Source organism: Pseudomonas sp. LBUM1651 (assembly GCF_059716135.1).
In genome coordinates this window covers 3,668,499-3,685,266 of the sequence record NZ_CP166805.1, presented here as the reverse complement: position 1 = coordinate 3,685,266, position 16,768 = coordinate 3,668,499, and the positions used below count along the sequence as shown (strand labels likewise).

Sequence of the window (16,768 nt, the reverse complement as noted above, 5' to 3'; positions counted from 1 at the left end):
AGAGCTTTTAAGGCGGGGATTAATTAGGCCTGATTTAGTGCTTTTCAATCGTTTTATGAAAAAAACTGAAGCCTTCTTGGCGTGTTAGGTGATGTCGGGAAGTATGTGCGAGATTAAGGTCAAGTTTAAGCACTGATAATTCCGTTTCCGTTCCCCTCAACCTTGTTAATCGCAGGAATTGTCATCTCTAAAATTTGCTGAGCTTGGTGAAAAGCGTTTGCTTTTTTGCTTATGGTGGGAGAGCTACGGCTTTGGCGGGGCGACTGAATGAAGCCAGTTACCGCTATTGGCTGCTCGGCTATGCCGTTACTGTATGATGATGCTCCTATTTCGGGCAAAGAGCATCTGATGGGATGCCCTCTGTACTTGTCTAGGCTTTGATTAGATGACCGATAGCCTTACGTGTTTCTTCTCTTTGAACCATTGCGATGAATGCTTCACTTTCAGCGCGGATCACGGAGCGGAGTTCGGGGCGTGATTCCCGAAGCAGTCGTTTACTCTCCCGCAAAGCCACCTGGTCAGCCAGCGCAAAACGATTGGCTTGGAGCAACGCTTGGCCGAGGCAATCATTAGGATTATCAAAACCAGCATTTGCAATTCCCCAGGCAACGGCGTCTTGCCCTGAGAACGTATCCCCGCATAGCAGCAGTTGGGAAGCTAAAACAGGTCCCACAAGTCTAGGTAAAAGCATGCTTGAGCCAAACTCCGGGCTGAGTCCAAGTTTTACAAATGGGACGCTGAGTTTGCTGTTATTGGTGATGTAAACCAAGTCGCAATGCAACAAGAGCGTAGTGCCTATGCCAATTGCAGGTCCACAAACTGCGGCGATCAGAGGTTTCTTTAATGACAGCACTGAGTCCATGAAGCGAAAGACTGGTGCGTCGAGCGACTGCGGTGGATTGTCGAGAAAGTCTCTTAGATCGTTACCACTGGAGAAGCAGGTTTCACCGCCGGTGATAAGAACGGCGCGAATGGCGTTGTCACCATCAGCCTCAACGAGCGCGTCAGCTAAGCTCGCATACATTGCGCCGGTGAGCGCGTTGTATTTATCTGGACGGTTCAGGCGCAAAATGAGAGTGCTGTTTTGGAGTTGTTTTTGTACTTCAATCATCTTCCTTGCCTCGCTCTTTAGAGTACTAATGTTAAAGGTGCCAAGCGGCGTCACACCACCGACTAATCGACTGACATTGCGGTGCCTGAAGGGGAGGCTAACGTTGAATGGCTTTCGACGAAGTCACGTTCAAATTTTGTTTATCTGGTGATCAACTCAGTGAAAGTGAGGGGTTCAAACTATACAGGCCGGTCAAACTGGCTTTTGCTAGGACTTGAGCCGAACCAAGTGCCGCAAGAATGTTTACGCCAGTCAATGGCCCTGAGACTTGGAGCGTTGGTGTAGCAAGTGCGTAAACCGTGAAAATGTAGTGATGAACCAGTGTGTCATTCCATGGCGGGCAGGGACCGTCGTAGCCGTAATAGTCGCCTTTCATCTGCTCGTCATTGGCGAACCAGCTTGTGTAGTCGTTGATCCCATGCCGCCATCCATTGGGGGCGTCGGGCCCGGATTTACCGCGTGCGGTAACGCCGTTCGAATGCGAACCGGCTGGTATTTGAGTAATCGAGCCTGGAATGTCGAGCAGCAGCCAATGGTAAAAATCAACGCGCGGCAGCGACGATGGGACTTCTCGACCCACCTGGTTTACATCATCGCCACGACTAGGAACATCCGGGTCGTGACAGACCACAACGAAAGATTGCGTTCCTTCTGGGACATCGCTCCATACAAGGTGAGGGTTGCTGTTTGACGATAATGCAATGTGCGAGATCGCATCGGGTACCGCGAATGCATATTCGCCACCTATTTTTTGCCCGTCCTGGAAACTTTGGCTGATGAGCTGCATGTGAAATATTGACCTATGTTGTTGGCAAGAGAATCGCTAGCGCACACGTATCTGCGCTGCCAAATCCGTTCTGTTGAACCGTATGATTTTCAATTCGAGAGAGTGGTTAATTGGCGTATTCGCGGTAATTACCTACTGAGCGTTTAATTAGCAACCGACCCGTGGGCAACACCACGGGTCGGTATCCTGGCTCAGGACTGTAAGGGCGAAGGCCGATTCTCAGTGCGCCAGCGGATCTCGTCAGGAGTTCCCGGCAGAGGTGGGCGATACCCGCCCACTGTCCAAAGAGTGAATGGCGTTTCATCCACATGCATCTCCCAGCGCAATCCACGCTCAGCGATGAATGGCGCCAGCAGCTTTGCAACGGCATTGAGGAATCGTTGCTTCATCTCATCTTCATTGAGCGTACGCGCGATATGGTCCACGGAGATGCGGACAAAATCGTCGGCTGGCTCACCACCGATGTAAAACGATGATTTCGGTATCGCCTCGAACACCACCCCGACATAAAAGGGAGGTAGCTCGCGATAGATGCTGGTGATGCGCTGAGAGATGGCTTGCTTGTCATCCGACGAGAATGCTTCCTCAGGGTGATAGACCTTCCAGAGCGGCATGTTTTTTCTCCTTCTTGTTTTCATATACCCGACGCGGATCGCCGGGTATCCCGAGCAGCTGCTTAGTTGGTGTAGCGATCGGCAGGCTTGCCATTCTGAGTGAGCGCCTTGACGAGGCCTCCCCGGGCGATCTCAGTGTTCTGCCATGCAGATATGTCGTGAAGTGTGGGGAAGCACACGACTTCTCCTTGGTCCAGGGAGCTTAGAGCGGCGTCTACCAGTGCTTCCGGGGAGATAAACAGCTGATCCGGGAACGGTGCAGGTTTGTCACCAAAGAACTCGGAACGCACGGGGCCAGGCATGACCACCTGGACGGTGACATTGCTTTCAGCGAGTTCTGCCTGAAGTGAACGGGTGAAGTTCAGAACATAGGCTTTGGAACCGCTGTACCCACCGGCGCCCGGTACGGGCATATAGGCGACGATCGATCCGATATTGATGATGGTTCCTTCCTTGGCTGGAGCGAAGCGTCGTGCGGCTGCCAGCGACAAGCGAGTCAGCGCCAGAACGTTGACCTTGAGCATGTTGTCCGCCACCGCTGGATCAATACTGGTGGTCATGCCCAGTGCACCCAGGCCTGCGCAATTGACCAGCACGCGCAGATCAGCAGCGCTGCCGACCAGGGCCTCGATTTTCGACGCGTCCTGCTCATTTGCGAGGTCGGCAGTGACGACCTGAATAGTTCGGCCGTAGTCGTTGCGCAATTGCTCGGCCAACTCCTCGAGACGCTCAAGCCGTCGGGCCACGAGAATCAGGTCGTGGCCACGTTCGGCAAGGCGAGCGGCATAAACAGCGCCAATACCGGATGATGCGCCAGTCACCAGCGCGGTCCCTTTCGATGTGCTCATGCGGAATTCCTCTTGTTGTGGTCGATGATCCAGCTAACTCTAATAACTGGAGTAACTAACCATAACTCTAGTAATTGGAGTAATCAAGGCCTATTATTTGCCCTGACTTGCCCTTTGGTCAGGCTACTGCGACAGGGTGATCCTGAATCCAAACGTTTCGAAATAAGGCTGATATCCATGCGATCCAAAGGCTTCGAGGGTATGACGTGCTCGATTGCGAGTGTGCTGGGCGCCATAGGCGACCGGTGGGGGACACTGATTCTGCGAGACATGCTCTTGGGGCTTCGACGCTACGATGATCTGCGCCACTCCACGGGGATTACCAACGCTACGTTGTCAGATCGATTGAAGGCGCTGGAGCAGAATGAGCTGATTGAGCGGCGGCAGTACCAATCGCGCCCGGATCGCTATGAGTATGTGTTGACGTCAAGGGGGGCAGACACGGCGCTGGTCCTTATGGCGCTTGCACAAGTCGGCGACAAATGGGACGTGGGCGATCTAGGAGGACCACCTCTAAGATTCATTAATGCGAACTCAGGGCAGGGGGTTAAGCTGGCTCTGCTTGATGAAACAACAGGTGAGACGGTTCGCTTGCGAGATATCCGGATTGAGGAGGGGCCCGCCGCAGACGAGCTGGTGCGCTGGAGATTATCAAAGCGTCAAGAACACGCTGCGGTGCGTAGCGGGAAAAAGTAGATGTGCAATTTAACCAAGTTGCCGTTATCGCATGGGCTAATCCGCTTGTGGCTGCGTCGGTGCAAATACGACTGCCTACTTCATTAAAATAGCCACGCATTGCTTGTCGAATTCGGGCCTTGCGTCGCAGTAACTTATCCCGCCCGGAAGGGGTGACAGATCTCACGCTCGCTTTGCTCTATGTGGATTTAGGCGTGCTGGCTTCCGAAAGTTGCTGGTCCCGAAAGAGGTGGCGAGCGAAATTGTAAACTCAATTATCATTGGTTAATGCTCCATCCCTGCACCGGTCAACCTATTCTAGGTTTTTAAGAAGAGAGCTTTTTATTTCCTGAAACCAAGTATCTTTTCCAAAGGTTTGGGTCAGAAATCCAATGCCAATCATTGCAGAAAACTGTACCAGCAACTGCTCACGAGCCTGGCTGCTAGAATGCTCTCCCATTAAGGGTAGTAGCGTGTTCAATAGAGCCATGGTTCCTTCGCGATAGGCTTGAAGGAATGAAGTACCGTGCGATTGATCAATAGCGTCGTGGCTGAACGTGACTATTGGGCAGTCACCCTCATAAGCGTTGAAGAGGTACTGGCTCATCATATGGCGAGCCGGGCATTGTGAGATTACGTCTGCTTCAAGAATACTGTCTTGCCATAGTCGCAGAGTCCTTTGAAACTCCGTATTGCAAACCTCTTCGGCAAGATCCTCTTTGGATTTGAAGTATTTGTAGAACGCGCCGTGGGTCATGCCAATTTCAGCCATGATTTTACCAACGGTGACGTCTGAGATGCGATGTTTACTAAATAGGCTCGACGCAGAGGTTAAAATTTTAAGGCGGGTGGTATCTGCCGGGTTGCGTTTTGAATTATCCAATGGTTTTCTCCTGAGTGCGGAATTACCAAATTCGGCCAACGTTCTACACTATGTTCACCGAGAGCAGAGACCTATCAATGCGAGTTACATAGCTTGGGTAAGGAGCAGTTTCAGCAAGGCGCCGATACCGTTTGTCTTGCAATTCAAGCTGCCAAAGCTGCTAATGATTGAAGCGGAAAACTCAAAAAATATCTAAGCGCTATATTAAAGTGGCTATTCGAAACTCAATACGTTTCAAGACTTTAAATTAAAGCTCTCGTGAGCTGCGAACGGTCTGAACGATGGTAGCGAAGTGTCTGAAGACTGCGGGCCCCTCAAGTCTCTTAGCGAAATCGAGGGGCCGCGTTGCTACAGTGATGCAACTCCGGTTAAGCGAGGGCGTTGTTCCGAAGCGTTAGCCTGGGAACTGATCCCCAAACATGGGGTAGCCGCCAGCGGAACTTTCACGTGTCGCCTCGTCCTGGATCACATCCCAGTGTTCGACCATTACCCCATCTTCAAGGCGTAGAATATCGACCACGACCCAGTTCGTCGGTTGACCGAGCCCGGTGAACCGACCATGCAACATGACGAAGTCACCTTCCGCTACTGCAAGCTGGCATTCGTAACGCATATCGGGCGATCCGGCGGCGACCAACTCGAACAGACCCTCGCGACCTGGTGGGACATGTGCACTGTGTTGGATGTAAGAGGGTGACCAGTAGCGTTCGGCTGCAGCCAAATCTTTGCGATTGAACAGGGTTGCAAAACCTTCGAGGACGATGGCTTTGTTTTCGGCGGGTGTACGTACAGTCATAGTCTGGATCCTGCTTAATGTATAGGGTAGGCGGCTCAAGGGCGGCCCAATGTTGCCTTGTGGTGTCAGGCGAACTCGGTAGAAATGTGGCGCGGATAATCGGTGTAACCTTGTGCTCCCGATGCATAGACTGAGTTCCAATCAATCTCGGCAAGCGGTGCTCCGACGGCGAGTCGTTCGACCAGATCCGGATTGGAAATGAAGGGCCGCCCAAAGGCGATCAGATCAGCACTGCCTTCAGCAATAAGTCGGTTACCGCGTTCAGCGTCCATCCCGACATTGGCGATCAAAGTCCCTTTGAAAATGGAGCGGAAGTGCTGAAACATGGCATCACCGGCGAGCGACTCTAGAGGGGTGCCAATGAAATCCGTCGTTGCCCCCATGATCAAGGCATGGGACAGACCGTAGCCACTGAGTTCTCGAATCGCGTATTCGGCCGTAGGCAACGTTTCGTCGTTTGCAGCGAAGGCGCCAACCTCGTTCATCGGACCAATACGGACGCCGACCCGGCGCGGATCAACCTCTTGCAGCACTGCTTCGATCACTTCGAACAAAAAGCGCGCCCGTTTTTCCAGGCTGCCTCCATAATCATCGGTTCGCCGGTTGGTTGTGCAGTTCAGAAACTGTGCAATGAGATACAGATAATTGGCCTGAATTTGCACGCCATCGAAGCCGACGCTCATGGCATTACGAGCCGCTTTCGCATAATCGGAGACTGTCCGGTGGATATCTTCGATGGTCATCGGACGGGGCGTCACCGTGGGTTTTCGACCAAGGGGCGTGGTGCTTTCATTGCCGACATTCACATTCGAAGCGGACATTGGTACGGCGCCGAAGTCGGGGTGAGAAATAGCACCGGTATGCCAGAGTTGTGCAACCATCCGACCACCTTTGGCATGTACGGCTTCCAGCACACGTGACCACCCTTTCAACTGCTCCTCGCTCCACAGGCCTGGCGTGTCGGCCCAGCCGACCGCCTCTCGGCTGATGGACGCGCCTTCGGAGATGATGAGTCCTGCCGATGCACGTTGTGCGTAATATTCGGCATGCAGTTCAGTTGGCACCAACCCGGGATTGGCGGCCCGCATCCGGGTTAGCGGTGACATAACGATGCGGTTGTTGAGTATGAGGTCACCCATGCGGGCCGACTGGAACAAGGGACCCGTGTTTGAAGTGGCATCGATCATGAGATCTGCCTCCTTTAAAAATTATGCCTGTAATATCGTTCGTTGGCAGGTGTGCCGGTAGCTGATTTTTTTCAATAAGAGTTATGCGTCATATACATGAATCGCACCTCTTCCTCTGCTTGCACCTCGGGTAGCGTGCACGACTAGCCAGACGGCAAGCCCAAGGGCATCCCCCCTACTTTGTTCGAGATTGTCTACCTTTCGCCGTCGCGCGCTAAGTGGCGTGGAGAGGAATAAACCGTGAACAGCCAAATACACGAGCTTTGATCAGCGCGGTTAAGCAGAGACCCTCTTAGGGAAGACGGCACGTTTCGTGTAGGGCAGAAAGCAAGCATCAAAGCTGTTTCGAGGGGCAGAGGTGCTGTAAGGAGCCCATGACTACGTGTCCGCATTCGAGTGTCACGACAGCGCAATTGTCGGGTACACGAACGCGGACGTAGAGCGCAAGGCCAAGAATGTGGTTCACCCCAGTAACGGTGATGCCAGTGTGGACCTAACCATTCTGAAGCAGTCGCGATCAGCCAAAAGCTGGCCCATTTGCGACTATGTCATTGAACTGATTGACCCACGCATGCTCCTTCGGACCGGGATTGGCGCGCATGGCCTCGGCGGGTGATACGAGGATTTCGTCCACGCCGCTTTCGAACTGCTTCATCGCTTCTGTAACGAATTGGTCAAGAGGAATGGCGCGCTCTTCTTCAGTGCTATTGAGCAACTCGGTGCGCACCCAAGGCGGAGCGATTTCGACCAGTTGAATGCCGTGCTCACGAAGCAGATAGCGCTGTGACAACGTATAGGAATGAATCGCGGCCTTGGTCGCCGAGTAGACCGCTGTTACAGCCATCGGCACGAAGCCGAGCACGGAGGAGACGTTGGCAATGACCGCATCAGGCTTCGCCTTCAGATGCTCGATGAGTGCCGAGGTCATGCGGATCGGGCCAAGCAGGTTAGTGGTAACGGTCGATAGGGCAAGCTCATCGTCCACCGGCCCTTCTGCGTGATCGAGCAGCATGATGCCGGCGTTGTTAATCAGCACATTCACGTCTGGATAAGTGGAGATGAGCTTCTGCGCTGCGGCCTGGATGCTGTTCGGGTCAGTAACGTCGAGCTCAATGGCCGCCATGCCAGGATTGGCATCGAGCGTATTCTGCAGCCGTTCTTTGCGTCGGCCAGAGATGATCACTTTGTTGCCGAGCTTGTGGAAGGCTTCGGCCAAACCTTGGCCGATGCCGGAGCCGCCACCAGTGATAAAGATAGTATTGCCGGTCATACGCATGACGCTTCTCCTGGAAATATGAGTAAGGAGCTCCCAGCCCGTCGCCGCGGATGAACAAGTCGACCGATGTGTCGTGCAGGTAGCGACGCTAAATTGGCAGTCTCGGCGATTTCTGAGTAGACACTCTTTTCCGCTATCATTTATGTAAAAAATGCATAGGCTTCACTGCACTATGCAGAGAGGTTGCATGGGGACGATTGGAGGAGGCTGTCAATCAGGATGACCGTTTCAGGTTGTCTTCACCCTAAAAACGGTCGCAGCAAACTTTCTAGAGGGGGAGACTCAGCCAAGCGACTGTAACCCGGCTTGGGTGTCACCTGAGATCAATCATCGAGCGTGATCACTCTGCTAGCTTGAAGTCTCATCCCGAGCCAAGAAGACTGGCTACAAGATGCTCGATCAAGGCGCGGCCAGCACTCCTGGTTCGCGAGCCATGGGGGAAGTAGGCATGAACGGGTACGGATTCGGTCGTCCAATCGGTGAGCAGCTTGACGAGTTCTCCATTTTCCAGCTCACGTCGGCATGCCCAGGCTGTTGTTGATGTAATTCCCAACCCAGCAACTGCGGCAGCGACTGCTCCCTCATTTTCGTCGGTCGAGAAATGAGCCTCGAGCTGAATGGTCTTGCTCTCACCGTCGCGGGTGAACGCCCAGCCGCTCGGAACAATTGAGGCTGGACCGGCGATGATGCGATGTGATTGCAGATCCTCGGGTGTCTTTGGTTCTCCGGCGGCACGCAAGTAAGTCGGTGAGGCGAGAATAAACCTAGAGATCGTCATGATTTGTCGGCTTGTTGCAGTGGAGTCCAATAGCCGCCCGAGTCGTATCGCAACGTCGATATTTTCGCGGACCAGATCCTGCCAGTGATCGGCGAGTAGGACCTGGACATGAAGGTTGGGGTGCAGCGCTGCGAAGGGCGCTAATCGCGGAATGACTTCCCTGACGCCGATGCTTGTGGGCATGCTGATTCGGACTACGCCACGCAGCTCGCCGCCGCCGCGCACGCTTTGCTCGGCTTCTTCCACCGCTGCAAGGATGGGCTCCATGCGTGACAGAAAATCCGCTCCTGCCTCGGTCGGCACCACGGCGCGTGTCGATCTTGCCAGCAGTAGGGTGCCGAGATCGGTTTCGAGTTCTGCCACAATTCTGGAAACTTGGGGCTGAGAAAGACCCACCTCGCGTGCAGCAGCCGAAAAACTGCCCAATCGAGCCACCCGGGTGAAAAGCCTGTAGCTGAAAAGGTCCTTCATGCGTTTAGCGCCTCAGATCAGCCAGAATGCATCTTGAGTCCACTGACATGAGCTTCTGCGTAACGGGGAGTGGCGTCGGGCTAGCTCACAACTGACTACAGCAAGTCTCGCGTATCTAGCCGTACAAGACCAAGATTATTTAGTCTTTGATTGGGCTCAGCAACGGAAGGCTAATTTGACTCCTTCGTCTGTGACGTCGAAACAGAAAATAGCCTGTGAGAAGGTGAACCAGCCATTAGTGACAGCTGGGGCCCTATGACCCCAGATGCCAGCGGTGCAGATTTTCAGGCAGCTTCGGTATGGGCAGGATAGTCCGTGTAACCCACCTTGGTGCCACCGAAGAAGGTTTCGCGGTCGTATGGGTTCAGTGGCCAGCCGTTACGCAGGCGTTCTGGCAAGTCAGGGTTGGCGATGAAGTGGCGGCCAAAAGCGACCAAGTCTGCATCGCCGGCCGCAAGGATCGCCTTGGCCGATTCACCGGAGAAACCGCCTGCTGCGATCAGCGTGCCCTTGTAGTGTTTGCGAAGGAGCTGGGACGCCACCGGATTCTGGTCCCGGCGCTCATCCTCGACGACACCTAGGATGCGCGGCTCAATCAGATGCAGATAGGCGAGGTCCAGCTTGTCCAGCTCGCGCGCGACATAGGTGAATAGGCCAACAGGGTCACTGTCGGACATGTCGCCGAAATTGCCGCTCGGACCGAGACGAACGGCTACCCGGTTGTTTCCCCAAACGGAGGTCACGGCCTCTACCGTTTCCAGCAGGAACCGGCTGCGGTTCTCGAATGAGCCGCCGTAGGCGTCAGCGCGTTTATTGCTACCGTCCTGAAGGAACTGATCAAACAGGTAGCCGTTGGCTGCATGCAGTTCCACACCATCGAAACCTGCAGCAATGCCGCGTACAGCTGCAGCGCGGAAGCTGTCCACCAGACCGTGGATTTCCGCGATGGTCAATTCGCGCGCCGGGCTGCCGGGGGTCCAGCCAGTCTCGGTGAAGGCGAGTCCGCCATGGTCCACGACGGAAGGGGCCACCGGCTGGGCGCCGCCTGGCTGCAAGAGGCTATTTGACTGGCGCCCCGCATGATAGAGCTGCAGAAAAATTTTGCCGCCCTTGGCATGGACGGCGTCGGTCACGAGCTTCCAGCCGGCGATTTGGCTGTCGTCATACAAACCGGGAGCACCGAGGTATCCGTTACCATTGGCTGCGGCGATAGTGGCTTCGCCGATGAGCAGGCCACCGGCGGTGGTACGCTGGGCGTAGTACTCGGCCATCAGCGGGCCAGGGATGGCACCCGGCTCGGCACGCATACGGGTCAGCGGCGCCAAAACGACGCGATGGGAAATTTGGTATGGGCCTATTTGGATGCTTGTATGTAGTTTGGACATGACAACGATACCTATCAGTGGTGGGATGGGCGCAATGTAGGCGTAAAATGCGTGAAGAAAAACATCCCGCGATGCTGAACATTTCGGATGATTTTTCCGTAATCCCGCCTTGTTGGTGGGGGGCTAGCGGAGCAAGCAGGAAGAGTGATGGAAAGTCTGAGTGGCATCTCAATGTTCGTGCAGGTTGCCGAAACGCGCAGCTTTACCGAGTCCGCCCGGCAGTTGGGGGTGTCGTCCTCGACCGTGGGCAAAACCATCGCCCGGATGGAGGAGCGCTTGCGTGTACGGCTGTTTCATCGCAGTACACGCAGTATCACGCTGACCGCCGAGGGGACACTGTTCCTTGAGCGATGCCGCCGTATCCTCAGCGAGGTCACCGCTGCCGAGTCCGAGCTATCAGGCCTGGCTGGCAGTCCACGTGGGCGGCTTCGCGTGGGCACACCTCTACTGGGCGACCTGATGATGCCGGCCTTTGACGGGTTCATGGAGCGGTATCCAGAAGTCGAACTGGATATCGATTTTTGCGACCGCATGGTCGATGTGATCGAGGAGGGGTTCGACGCGGTGATTCGGACCGGCGAGCAAACCGATTCACGCTTGTCCGCGCGTCGCTTGGGTGCCTGCGCACATGTGCTGGTGGCGTCCCCCACGTATCTCAAGCGGCATGGTGTACCCACTTATCCGCGTGAACTGGAGAGCCATTTATGCCTGCAACACAAATTCCCCGCAACGGGAAAGCTGGAGCGTTGGCCGCTGCGGCTCGAAGCCTCCGAGGCTGAATTGGTGCTACCCGCGACCATGACGGCGAACACGATCGAACCCCTTGCCTATGCCGCAATCCAGGGCAGGGGTATTGCCTTTCTGCCTACCTTCCTGGTGCGCGAAGCGCTGGAAAGCGGCCAACTGGTCACCGTGCTGGACGACTACATGGACCGCCAAGTCGTCTTCTGGATGCTGTGGCCAGCCAGCCGTTATGCCTCGCCCAAGCTGCGTGTTTTCATTGACTACATGAGTGCGCACTTGCGCATTTGATTCCTCATGCCTCCAGCCTTAGGCGCACGCCGTCGCGGTTGGAGATCTCGATGGCGTCGATCAATTCGTGCATGCGCAAGGCGTCTGCGAAAGTGGGCGCCAGGTGTGTCCCGTTGCGCGCATCCTTTGCGTAGGCGGCATACAAATTGGCCAGTTCCTGCTGGCTGCCTCCCAGGTTGTTCTCTGGCAACCAGTTGTAGCGCGGCGGGACCTTGAGTGTGCGCAGAGGCTGCGAGTCTCCCTGGGCCGCATCGATGATGTTGAATTCGTTGCCGAAGCTGGTGGTGTTCCAGATCTTGAGATCGCCTTGGGTGCCGGTCAGGTCCAGTTGCATGCCGTAGTTGTTGCGTTTCCCGGCTTCGATATGGACAGTGAGCACCGCTCCGTTGGGGAAGGTTCCGTTGACCACGATCTGGTCGGCGGTCGTATGTTTTAGTACTTCACCCGTCTCGATCAGCGTCACTTCCGGGAACTGATTGACAGTGAGAGCGCTGATGCTGTCCGGATGGCCCAGCAGGGTGAATACCGCATCGAAGTAGTGACCACCGTAGATGGAGAGCAGGCTGGAGAAGTTCTCCGGCGGGATGGTGAAGTGTAGGGCGGCCAAGCGTTCCCGCTGGAAGTATTCGACACTGATATGCAGCCGCACCGAACGCAGTTCCCCGATGTAGCCGTCCTTTAACAGGTCGCGCACGTAGCGATAGTCCGGGTTCAGTCGCCGCTGCAATCCGATGAGATGCCGAACGCCGGCTTTCTCAGCAAGCTCCATCAGTTCCTGCGACACGGCCTTGCTGGGTGTCAGCGGCCATTCGCAGTACACATCTTTGCCGGCTGCTATGGCTGCCCGCACGGTGGCCTCGTGCTGCGGTGCCGTGTTAAGCACCACCACCAGGTCCACTTCCGGATGGTTCACCAGCGCTTCCACAGAATCGAGCGCAAAGCGGATGCCGTGGCGCTGCGCCAGTTGGGTGGCTTTGGCTGGGTCGCGACTGTGGACTGCCGTCAGCTCATAGTCGGGAAGCAGCTTGAGGGCAGGTAAGTGGCCGTACTCGGCCCAATTACCGACGCCAATCAGACCCACTCGAATTTTAGATGGCATGGTTATGCAAAGCTCCTGAGCTCAGTTTGAAGGGTAAGGTTGTGGTGCGGGTCGGCGGCCAGAGGCATAGGCCAAGGTCAAGGCCGCCGCCGCGCAGAGGGCACTGACAAAGCCAAGGTTGGCCAACGAGCTGTAGCGCAAAGTCAGGGAGCCGAGACCCGCACCCAGTGAGAAACCGAGGTACATAAAGGAGGCATTGAGCGACAACACCACCGGCGCGCTCGCAGCACCAGCCACACCGACCAAGGTGGTTTGCTGGGCAGGATAAAAAGCCCAGTGCGCCACGCCCCAGGCCGCGATGGCGAGGACAATCGGCACGACCACGATCTGCTGGCCGAAAACGTGCGGCGCCAGTGACAGAACGATGAAGGCGGTAGTGGATGTCGCCAACGCCGGCAGGATCACCGCGCGCGGACCTTTGCGGTCTACCGCCGGGCCGCTGATGGCCAGGCCGATTGCGGCTGAAATACCCCAGCCAAACAGCACGAAACCTATTGCCGGGCCATTTATCAGGGTGGTGGCTTCCAAAAGCGGAGCGAGGTAGGTGTAAGTGGTGTAGCTGGCCATTGCCCACAACGTAGTGATCAGCAGCGTACGCAATACCGCTGGCTGAGCCGCGGTTGAAACGCGTTGGCGGAGGCTGGCGGTGGCAAGGCCGGCCCCTATTTCGCGTGGAAGTCCCATTAGCAAACCGGCAACGGCCAATGCGGAAATGATCGCGACGCTGCCGAACGTGGCGCGCCACCCCATTGCCGCACCCAGCACGGTGCCCGCCGGAACACCGAGGGCGATGGCGAGCGACAGGCCACCGTTGACGATGGCGATGGCGCGGCCACGCTGTTCGGGTGGCACAACCACGCTGGCCAGTGCATTCGCACCGGGTACATACACCGCTGCTGCTAGTGCTAACACCACTCGCGCCGCCATCAACGACCAGTAGCCACTGGCAGTAAAGGCCAGCAGGTTGGCCACCGCAAAAAACGCCATGGCACCGATCAGCAGCCTGCGCCGATTCAGGTTCCCGGTCAGCGCAGCCAGCACCGGAGAACTCAGTGCATAGGCCAGTGCAAATACAGTGACTAACTGGCCCGCCACGCCGACGCTAACGTCAAGATCTGTCGCCATGCCGGGAAGCAAACCCGCAATCATGAAGCTTTCGGTACCGACGGCAAATGTGCCTAAGGCCAGCCAATACAGCGGCCGTTTGCCCTTGATGAATTGGGTTGAGTCCATAGTATTTCCAGCTGCGGAAAAGTTGATGGACCCAGTGTAGGAATAGATGCAGCCAGGAAAAATACGCTAGACGTCCGAACATTTCGGACGTCTGTGTCCGTAATTGGCAATTCGGTTCGGTCTAGCTAAAGACGTGCAATTTTCGCTCATGACTGTGCCGGCGCCACGGTGCGCCAACATGCCCATTTCAGCGTAAGAGATATTTTTCGAGCTTGACCTTGAGCGCCGATCACCCTTAGGAGCCAATGGGCGGCTCCTCTGCAAGAAAGAAGGGGGTAGCGAAGAGCGGGCTACAAACAACAACTAAAATTCAGTTGGTCTCATGCCTGGTCATTGAGTGGGGCGAACCTAGAAGGGTTCTTTTATTTTTCTGGGGGAAAATAGCTCTTCTCAATAGCTTTGCGGGTCGAGGCAATGATTTCCTTGCGAGTCCGTTCTGTCTCGACTACTCGTGACAGAACCAGCGCCCCCACACATTGAGCAATGACGGCCCATGCCGCATCCCGGCTACCGAGACGATCGGCCCAAGCTTTTTGTACTTGTTTCAGTCCTTTTTCGACAGTTACTCGTACCTCCGGTTCGGCGCGTGCAATCTCTCCACCCAGGGCTGGAAGAACACAACCTTCTTCAGGATGAAGGACATGAAAGGTGCTGAGATAGCTACGTAAGCATTGCTCCAACTGGTCGCCTGAAGCGTTTTGTCCGCCCGCCAGCATTTCAGTGCTGTTTCGGATTTCATCCTCAATCACTGCCTGAAACAACGCCTGCTTTGAGGGGAAGTGACTGTAGAAAGCCCCTCCGGTCATCCCGATGGCGGACATCATTGCATCGACGCCCGTTGAGCTGAAACCACCTTTCTTCGTGATCGCCCTGGCCGTCTCAATCAGCTTCGCACGCGTCTCATCTTTGTGGGTTTTGGAGTAGCGCATTCACCTTCCTCGGATCGATTGACATTGGATAAATCGTAGCATATGGTCCGTTTACTAAACGATCGTTTTACAATGGGGCGAACATGGCGAAGACCGTAGAGTTCTACTTTGATGTTGGTAGCCCTGCGTCATATTTGGCGTGGACCCAGCTACCACGACTGTGTGCAGAGAAAAGGGCAAACTTGATTTTCAAGCCGATGCTGTTGGGGGGGATATTTCAGGCAACTGGAAATGCCTCACCTGCCGCGGTACCAGTAAAGGCACGCTATACAACGATTGATTTCCAGCGTTATGCCCGAAGGTACAATGTGCCGTTCCTCTCAAACCCACATTTCCCAATCAATACGCTAAACCTGATGCGAGTCGTCATAGGCGTCCAAATCAGGCAGCCTGAGCGCTTTGAAATTATTCTGACGGCGATTTTCAAGGCGCTGTGGGTTGATACGTTAAATCTGAATTTACCTGAGTTGATTGCCACCACTATCGTTGAGGCAGGATTTACGCTTGAAGAGATTCAAGCGTTGATGAACGACCCTGAAATCAAGTCTGCTTTGAAAGCAAACACAGATGAGGCCCTGCGCCGCGGTGTATTTGGAGCACCAACGATGTTTGTAGGAGATGAAATGTTCTTCGGTCAGGACCGTCTCGAATTCGTTAGAGAAGCAATTACCTGAACTGTCGCCCCGCGATGCAAAAAATGAGTAACACCGCAGTGGGGTCTCCATCCTCTCAAGATTGTGGTCGATCGCCCTAGTAAACTGTCGACCTTTATCAAGACCTTCAGGTAGATCGAGTGCCCCCCCTGCAGGGGGCTCCGAGTTGGCTTGAGCTATTCGTGTGGGCGATGCGACGTCTTCATTGGATGCCTCATGCTTGGAAAACGTTGATCAATAAACGATTGCTTAACATAAGGATCCTTCTTCATGTCAGATGCTTCCTCCTCTCCGAAAGTTGCCCTCATCATTGGCGCGGGTGATGCCACCGGTGGCGCCATTGCTAAACGGTTTGCCGCTGAAGGGTTTACTACGTGCTTGACCCGGCGCGACGCCGACAAACTTCAGCCATTGGTAGACAGTATTCGCGCGAGTGGAGGTATTGCTCACGGTTTTGCTTCTGATGCACGCAAGGAAGAGGAGGTCGTCGCCCTGATCGAGCGAATCGAGGCAGAGCTGGGACCTATCGAGGTTTTTGTGTTCAACATAGGGGCGAATGTCCCATGCAGCCTTCTTGAAGAAACAGGACGCAAGTATTTCAAGATATGGGAAATGGCATGCTTTTCAGCTTTTCTCAACGCAAGGGAAGTCGCCAAGCGCATGGTGACGCGCCAAAAGGGCACGATGCTCTTTACCGGAGCCACTGCGGGTTTGCGAGGTTCCGCGAATTTTTCTGCCTTTGCTGGGGCTAAGCATGCACTGCGTGCGCTTGCGCAAAGTGCGGCTCGCGAATTGGGCCCTCAAAACATCCATGTCGCGCATGTGGTTGTGGACGGTGCGATTGATACTGACTTCATTCGCACCAATTTTCCTGAACGTTATGCACTCAAAGATGAGGACGGGATCCTGAATCCTGAACACATTGCGGATAGCTATTGGTACCTGCACGCTCAACCACGTGATGCCTGGACTTTCGAACTGGATCTACGTCCGTGGATTGAGAAATGGTGA

17 protein-coding genes are annotated in these 16,768 nt (G+C 55.0%); 4 read left to right on the top strand and 13 right to left on the bottom strand.

Annotated features, from left to right (window positions below; genetic code table 11):
• Positions 1-370 precede the first annotated feature (370 nt).
• The 4 genes from ACA066_RS17085 to ACA066_RS17070 form a co-directional block, all read right to left on the bottom strand.
• The gene (locus ACA066_RS17085; protein ID WP_497695871.1) at positions 371-1,111 is read right to left on the bottom strand and encodes an enoyl-CoA hydratase-related protein; all 741 of its coding nucleotides are present in this window, start codon (positions 1,109-1,111) and stop codon (positions 371-373) included.
• A gap of 151 nt (positions 1,112-1,262) precedes the next feature.
• Entirely contained in the window at positions 1,263-1,898 is a 636-nt protein-coding gene (locus ACA066_RS17080; RefSeq protein WP_497695870.1) for a YbhB/YbcL family Raf kinase inhibitor-like protein, read from the bottom strand.
• A 191-nt stretch (positions 1,899-2,089) separates the two neighbouring features.
• Positions 2,090-2,512 (bottom strand): tautomerase family protein, encoded by a 423-nt coding sequence (locus ACA066_RS17075; RefSeq protein WP_497695869.1) that lies wholly within the window; start codon positions 2,510-2,512, stop codon positions 2,090-2,092.
• A 62-nt stretch (positions 2,513-2,574) separates the two neighbouring features.
• The gene (locus ACA066_RS17070; RefSeq protein ID WP_497695868.1) at positions 2,575-3,360 is read right to left on the bottom strand and encodes an SDR family NAD(P)-dependent oxidoreductase; all 786 of its coding nucleotides are present in this window, start codon (positions 3,358-3,360) and stop codon (positions 2,575-2,577) included.
• A gap of 177 nt (positions 3,361-3,537) precedes the next feature.
• Here ACA066_RS17070 and ACA066_RS17065 point away from each other — a divergent pair, with 177 nt between their 5' ends.
• Positions 3,538-4,056, top strand: coding sequence for a winged helix-turn-helix transcriptional regulator (locus ACA066_RS17065; RefSeq protein WP_497695867.1), 519 nt, complete (start codon positions 3,538-3,540; stop codon positions 4,054-4,056).
• 292 nt (positions 4,057-4,348) lie between these two features.
• On the opposite strand, the gene ACA066_RS17060 is transcribed toward ACA066_RS17065, so the two are convergent.
• From ACA066_RS17060 to ACA066_RS17035, 6 genes are all read right to left on the bottom strand, one after another.
• Positions 4,349-4,918: a TetR/AcrR family transcriptional regulator gene (locus tag ACA066_RS17060; RefSeq protein WP_497695866.1), complete on the bottom strand. Its 570-nt coding sequence runs from the start codon at positions 4,916-4,918 to the stop codon at positions 4,349-4,351.
• 394 nt (positions 4,919-5,312) lie between these two features.
• Positions 5,313-5,714, bottom strand: a complete 402-nt coding sequence (locus ACA066_RS17055) for a nuclear transport factor 2 family protein (protein ID WP_497695865.1) — start codon at positions 5,712-5,714, stop codon at positions 5,313-5,315.
• Positions 5,715-5,779: 65 nt separating this feature from the next.
• Complete coding sequence (locus tag ACA066_RS17050) at positions 5,780-6,901, bottom strand: alkene reductase (protein WP_497695864.1); 1,122 nt, start codon at positions 6,899-6,901, stop codon at positions 5,780-5,782.
• Positions 6,902-7,418: 517 nt separating this feature from the next.
• Positions 7,419-8,177, bottom strand: a complete 759-nt coding sequence (locus ACA066_RS17045; RefSeq protein ID WP_497695863.1) for an SDR family oxidoreductase — start codon at positions 8,175-8,177, stop codon at positions 7,419-7,421.
• A gap of 361 nt (positions 8,178-8,538) precedes the next feature.
• Positions 8,539-9,426 (bottom strand): LysR family transcriptional regulator, encoded by an 888-nt coding sequence (locus tag ACA066_RS17040; RefSeq protein WP_497695862.1) that lies wholly within the window; start codon positions 9,424-9,426, stop codon positions 8,539-8,541.
• A gap of 284 nt (positions 9,427-9,710) precedes the next feature.
• A complete protein-coding gene (locus ACA066_RS17035; protein WP_497695861.1) occupies positions 9,711-10,811 on the bottom strand; it encodes an alkene reductase in 1,101 nt (366 codons plus the stop codon).
• A 147-nt stretch (positions 10,812-10,958) separates the two neighbouring features.
• On the opposite strand from ACA066_RS17035, the gene ACA066_RS17030 reads away from it, so the two are divergent.
• Complete coding sequence (locus ACA066_RS17030) at positions 10,959-11,843, top strand: LysR family transcriptional regulator (protein WP_497695860.1); 885 nt, start codon at positions 10,959-10,961, stop codon at positions 11,841-11,843.
• Positions 11,844-11,847: 4 nt separating this feature from the next.
• On the opposite strand, the gene ACA066_RS17025 is transcribed toward ACA066_RS17030, so the two are convergent.
• The 3 genes from ACA066_RS17025 to ACA066_RS17015 form a co-directional block, all read right to left on the bottom strand.
• Positions 11,848-12,942: a Gfo/Idh/MocA family protein gene (locus ACA066_RS17025; protein WP_497695859.1), complete on the bottom strand. Its 1,095-nt coding sequence runs from the start codon at positions 12,940-12,942 to the stop codon at positions 11,848-11,850.
• 21 nt (positions 12,943-12,963) lie between these two features.
• Positions 12,964-14,175 carry an MFS transporter gene (locus ACA066_RS17020; protein WP_497695858.1) on the bottom strand — a complete coding sequence of 404 codons (1,212 nt, stop codon included), beginning with the start codon at positions 14,173-14,175 and terminating at the stop codon, positions 12,964-12,966.
• A 362-nt stretch (positions 14,176-14,537) separates the two neighbouring features.
• Positions 14,538-15,104 (bottom strand): TetR/AcrR family transcriptional regulator, encoded by a 567-nt coding sequence (locus ACA066_RS17015; protein ID WP_497695857.1) that lies wholly within the window; start codon positions 15,102-15,104, stop codon positions 14,538-14,540.
• Between the two features lie 83 nt (positions 15,105-15,187).
• Here ACA066_RS17015 and ACA066_RS17010 point away from each other — a divergent pair, with 83 nt between their 5' ends.
• Both ACA066_RS17010 and ACA066_RS17005 read left to right on the top strand, forming a co-directional pair.
• Complete coding sequence (locus tag ACA066_RS17010; RefSeq protein WP_497695856.1) at positions 15,188-15,778, top strand: 2-hydroxychromene-2-carboxylate isomerase; 591 nt, start codon at positions 15,188-15,190, stop codon at positions 15,776-15,778.
• Positions 15,779-16,027: 249 nt separating this feature from the next.
• Positions 16,028-16,768, top strand: coding sequence for an SDR family oxidoreductase (locus ACA066_RS17005; RefSeq protein WP_497695855.1), 741 nt, complete (start codon positions 16,028-16,030; stop codon positions 16,766-16,768).

Bases quoted from the DNA above. Each gene is read 5' to 3' on its own strand.
- ACA066_RS17085 (WP_497695871.1), bottom strand. From the start codon at position 1,111: ATGATTGAAGTACAAAAACAACTCCAAAACAGCACTCTCATTTTGCGC.
- ACA066_RS17080 (WP_497695870.1), bottom strand. From the start codon at position 1,898: ATGCAGCTCATCAGCCAAAGTTTCCAGGACGGGCAAAAAATAGGTGGC.
- ACA066_RS17075 (WP_497695869.1), bottom strand. From the start codon at position 2,512: ATGCCGCTCTGGAAGGTCTATCACCCTGAGGAAGCATTCTCGTCGGAT.
- ACA066_RS17070 (WP_497695868.1), bottom strand. From the start codon at position 3,360: ATGAGCACATCGAAAGGGACCGCGCTGGTGACTGGCGCATCATCCGGT.
- ACA066_RS17065 (WP_497695867.1), top strand. From the start codon at position 3,538: ATGCGATCCAAAGGCTTCGAGGGTATGACGTGCTCGATTGCGAGTGTG.
- ACA066_RS17055 (WP_497695865.1), bottom strand. From the start codon at position 5,714: ATGACTGTACGTACACCCGCCGAAAACAAAGCCATCGTCCTCGAAGGT.
- ACA066_RS17050 (WP_497695864.1), bottom strand. From the start codon at position 6,901: ATGATCGATGCCACTTCAAACACGGGTCCCTTGTTCCAGTCGGCCCGC.
- ACA066_RS17045 (WP_497695863.1), bottom strand. From the start codon at position 8,177: ATGCGTATGACCGGCAATACTATCTTTATCACTGGTGGCGGCTCCGGC.
- ACA066_RS17040 (WP_497695862.1), bottom strand. From the start codon at position 9,426: ATGAAGGACCTTTTCAGCTACAGGCTTTTCACCCGGGTGGCTCGATTG.
- ACA066_RS17035 (WP_497695861.1), bottom strand. From the start codon at position 10,811: ATGTCCAAACTACATACAAGCATCCAAATAGGCCCATACCAAATTTCC.
- ACA066_RS17030 (WP_497695860.1), top strand. From the start codon at position 10,959: ATGGAAAGTCTGAGTGGCATCTCAATGTTCGTGCAGGTTGCCGAAACG.
- ACA066_RS17025 (WP_497695859.1), bottom strand. From the start codon at position 12,942: ATGCCATCTAAAATTCGAGTGGGTCTGATTGGCGTCGGTAATTGGGCC.
- ACA066_RS17020 (WP_497695858.1), bottom strand. From the start codon at position 14,175: ATGGACTCAACCCAATTCATCAAGGGCAAACGGCCGCTGTATTGGCTG.
- ACA066_RS17015 (WP_497695857.1), bottom strand. From the start codon at position 15,104: ATGCGCTACTCCAAAACCCACAAAGATGAGACGCGTGCGAAGCTGATT.
- ACA066_RS17010 (WP_497695856.1), top strand. From the start codon at position 15,188: ATGGCGAAGACCGTAGAGTTCTACTTTGATGTTGGTAGCCCTGCGTCA.
- ACA066_RS17005 (WP_497695855.1), top strand. From the start codon at position 16,028: ATGTCAGATGCTTCCTCCTCTCCGAAAGTTGCCCTCATCATTGGCGCG.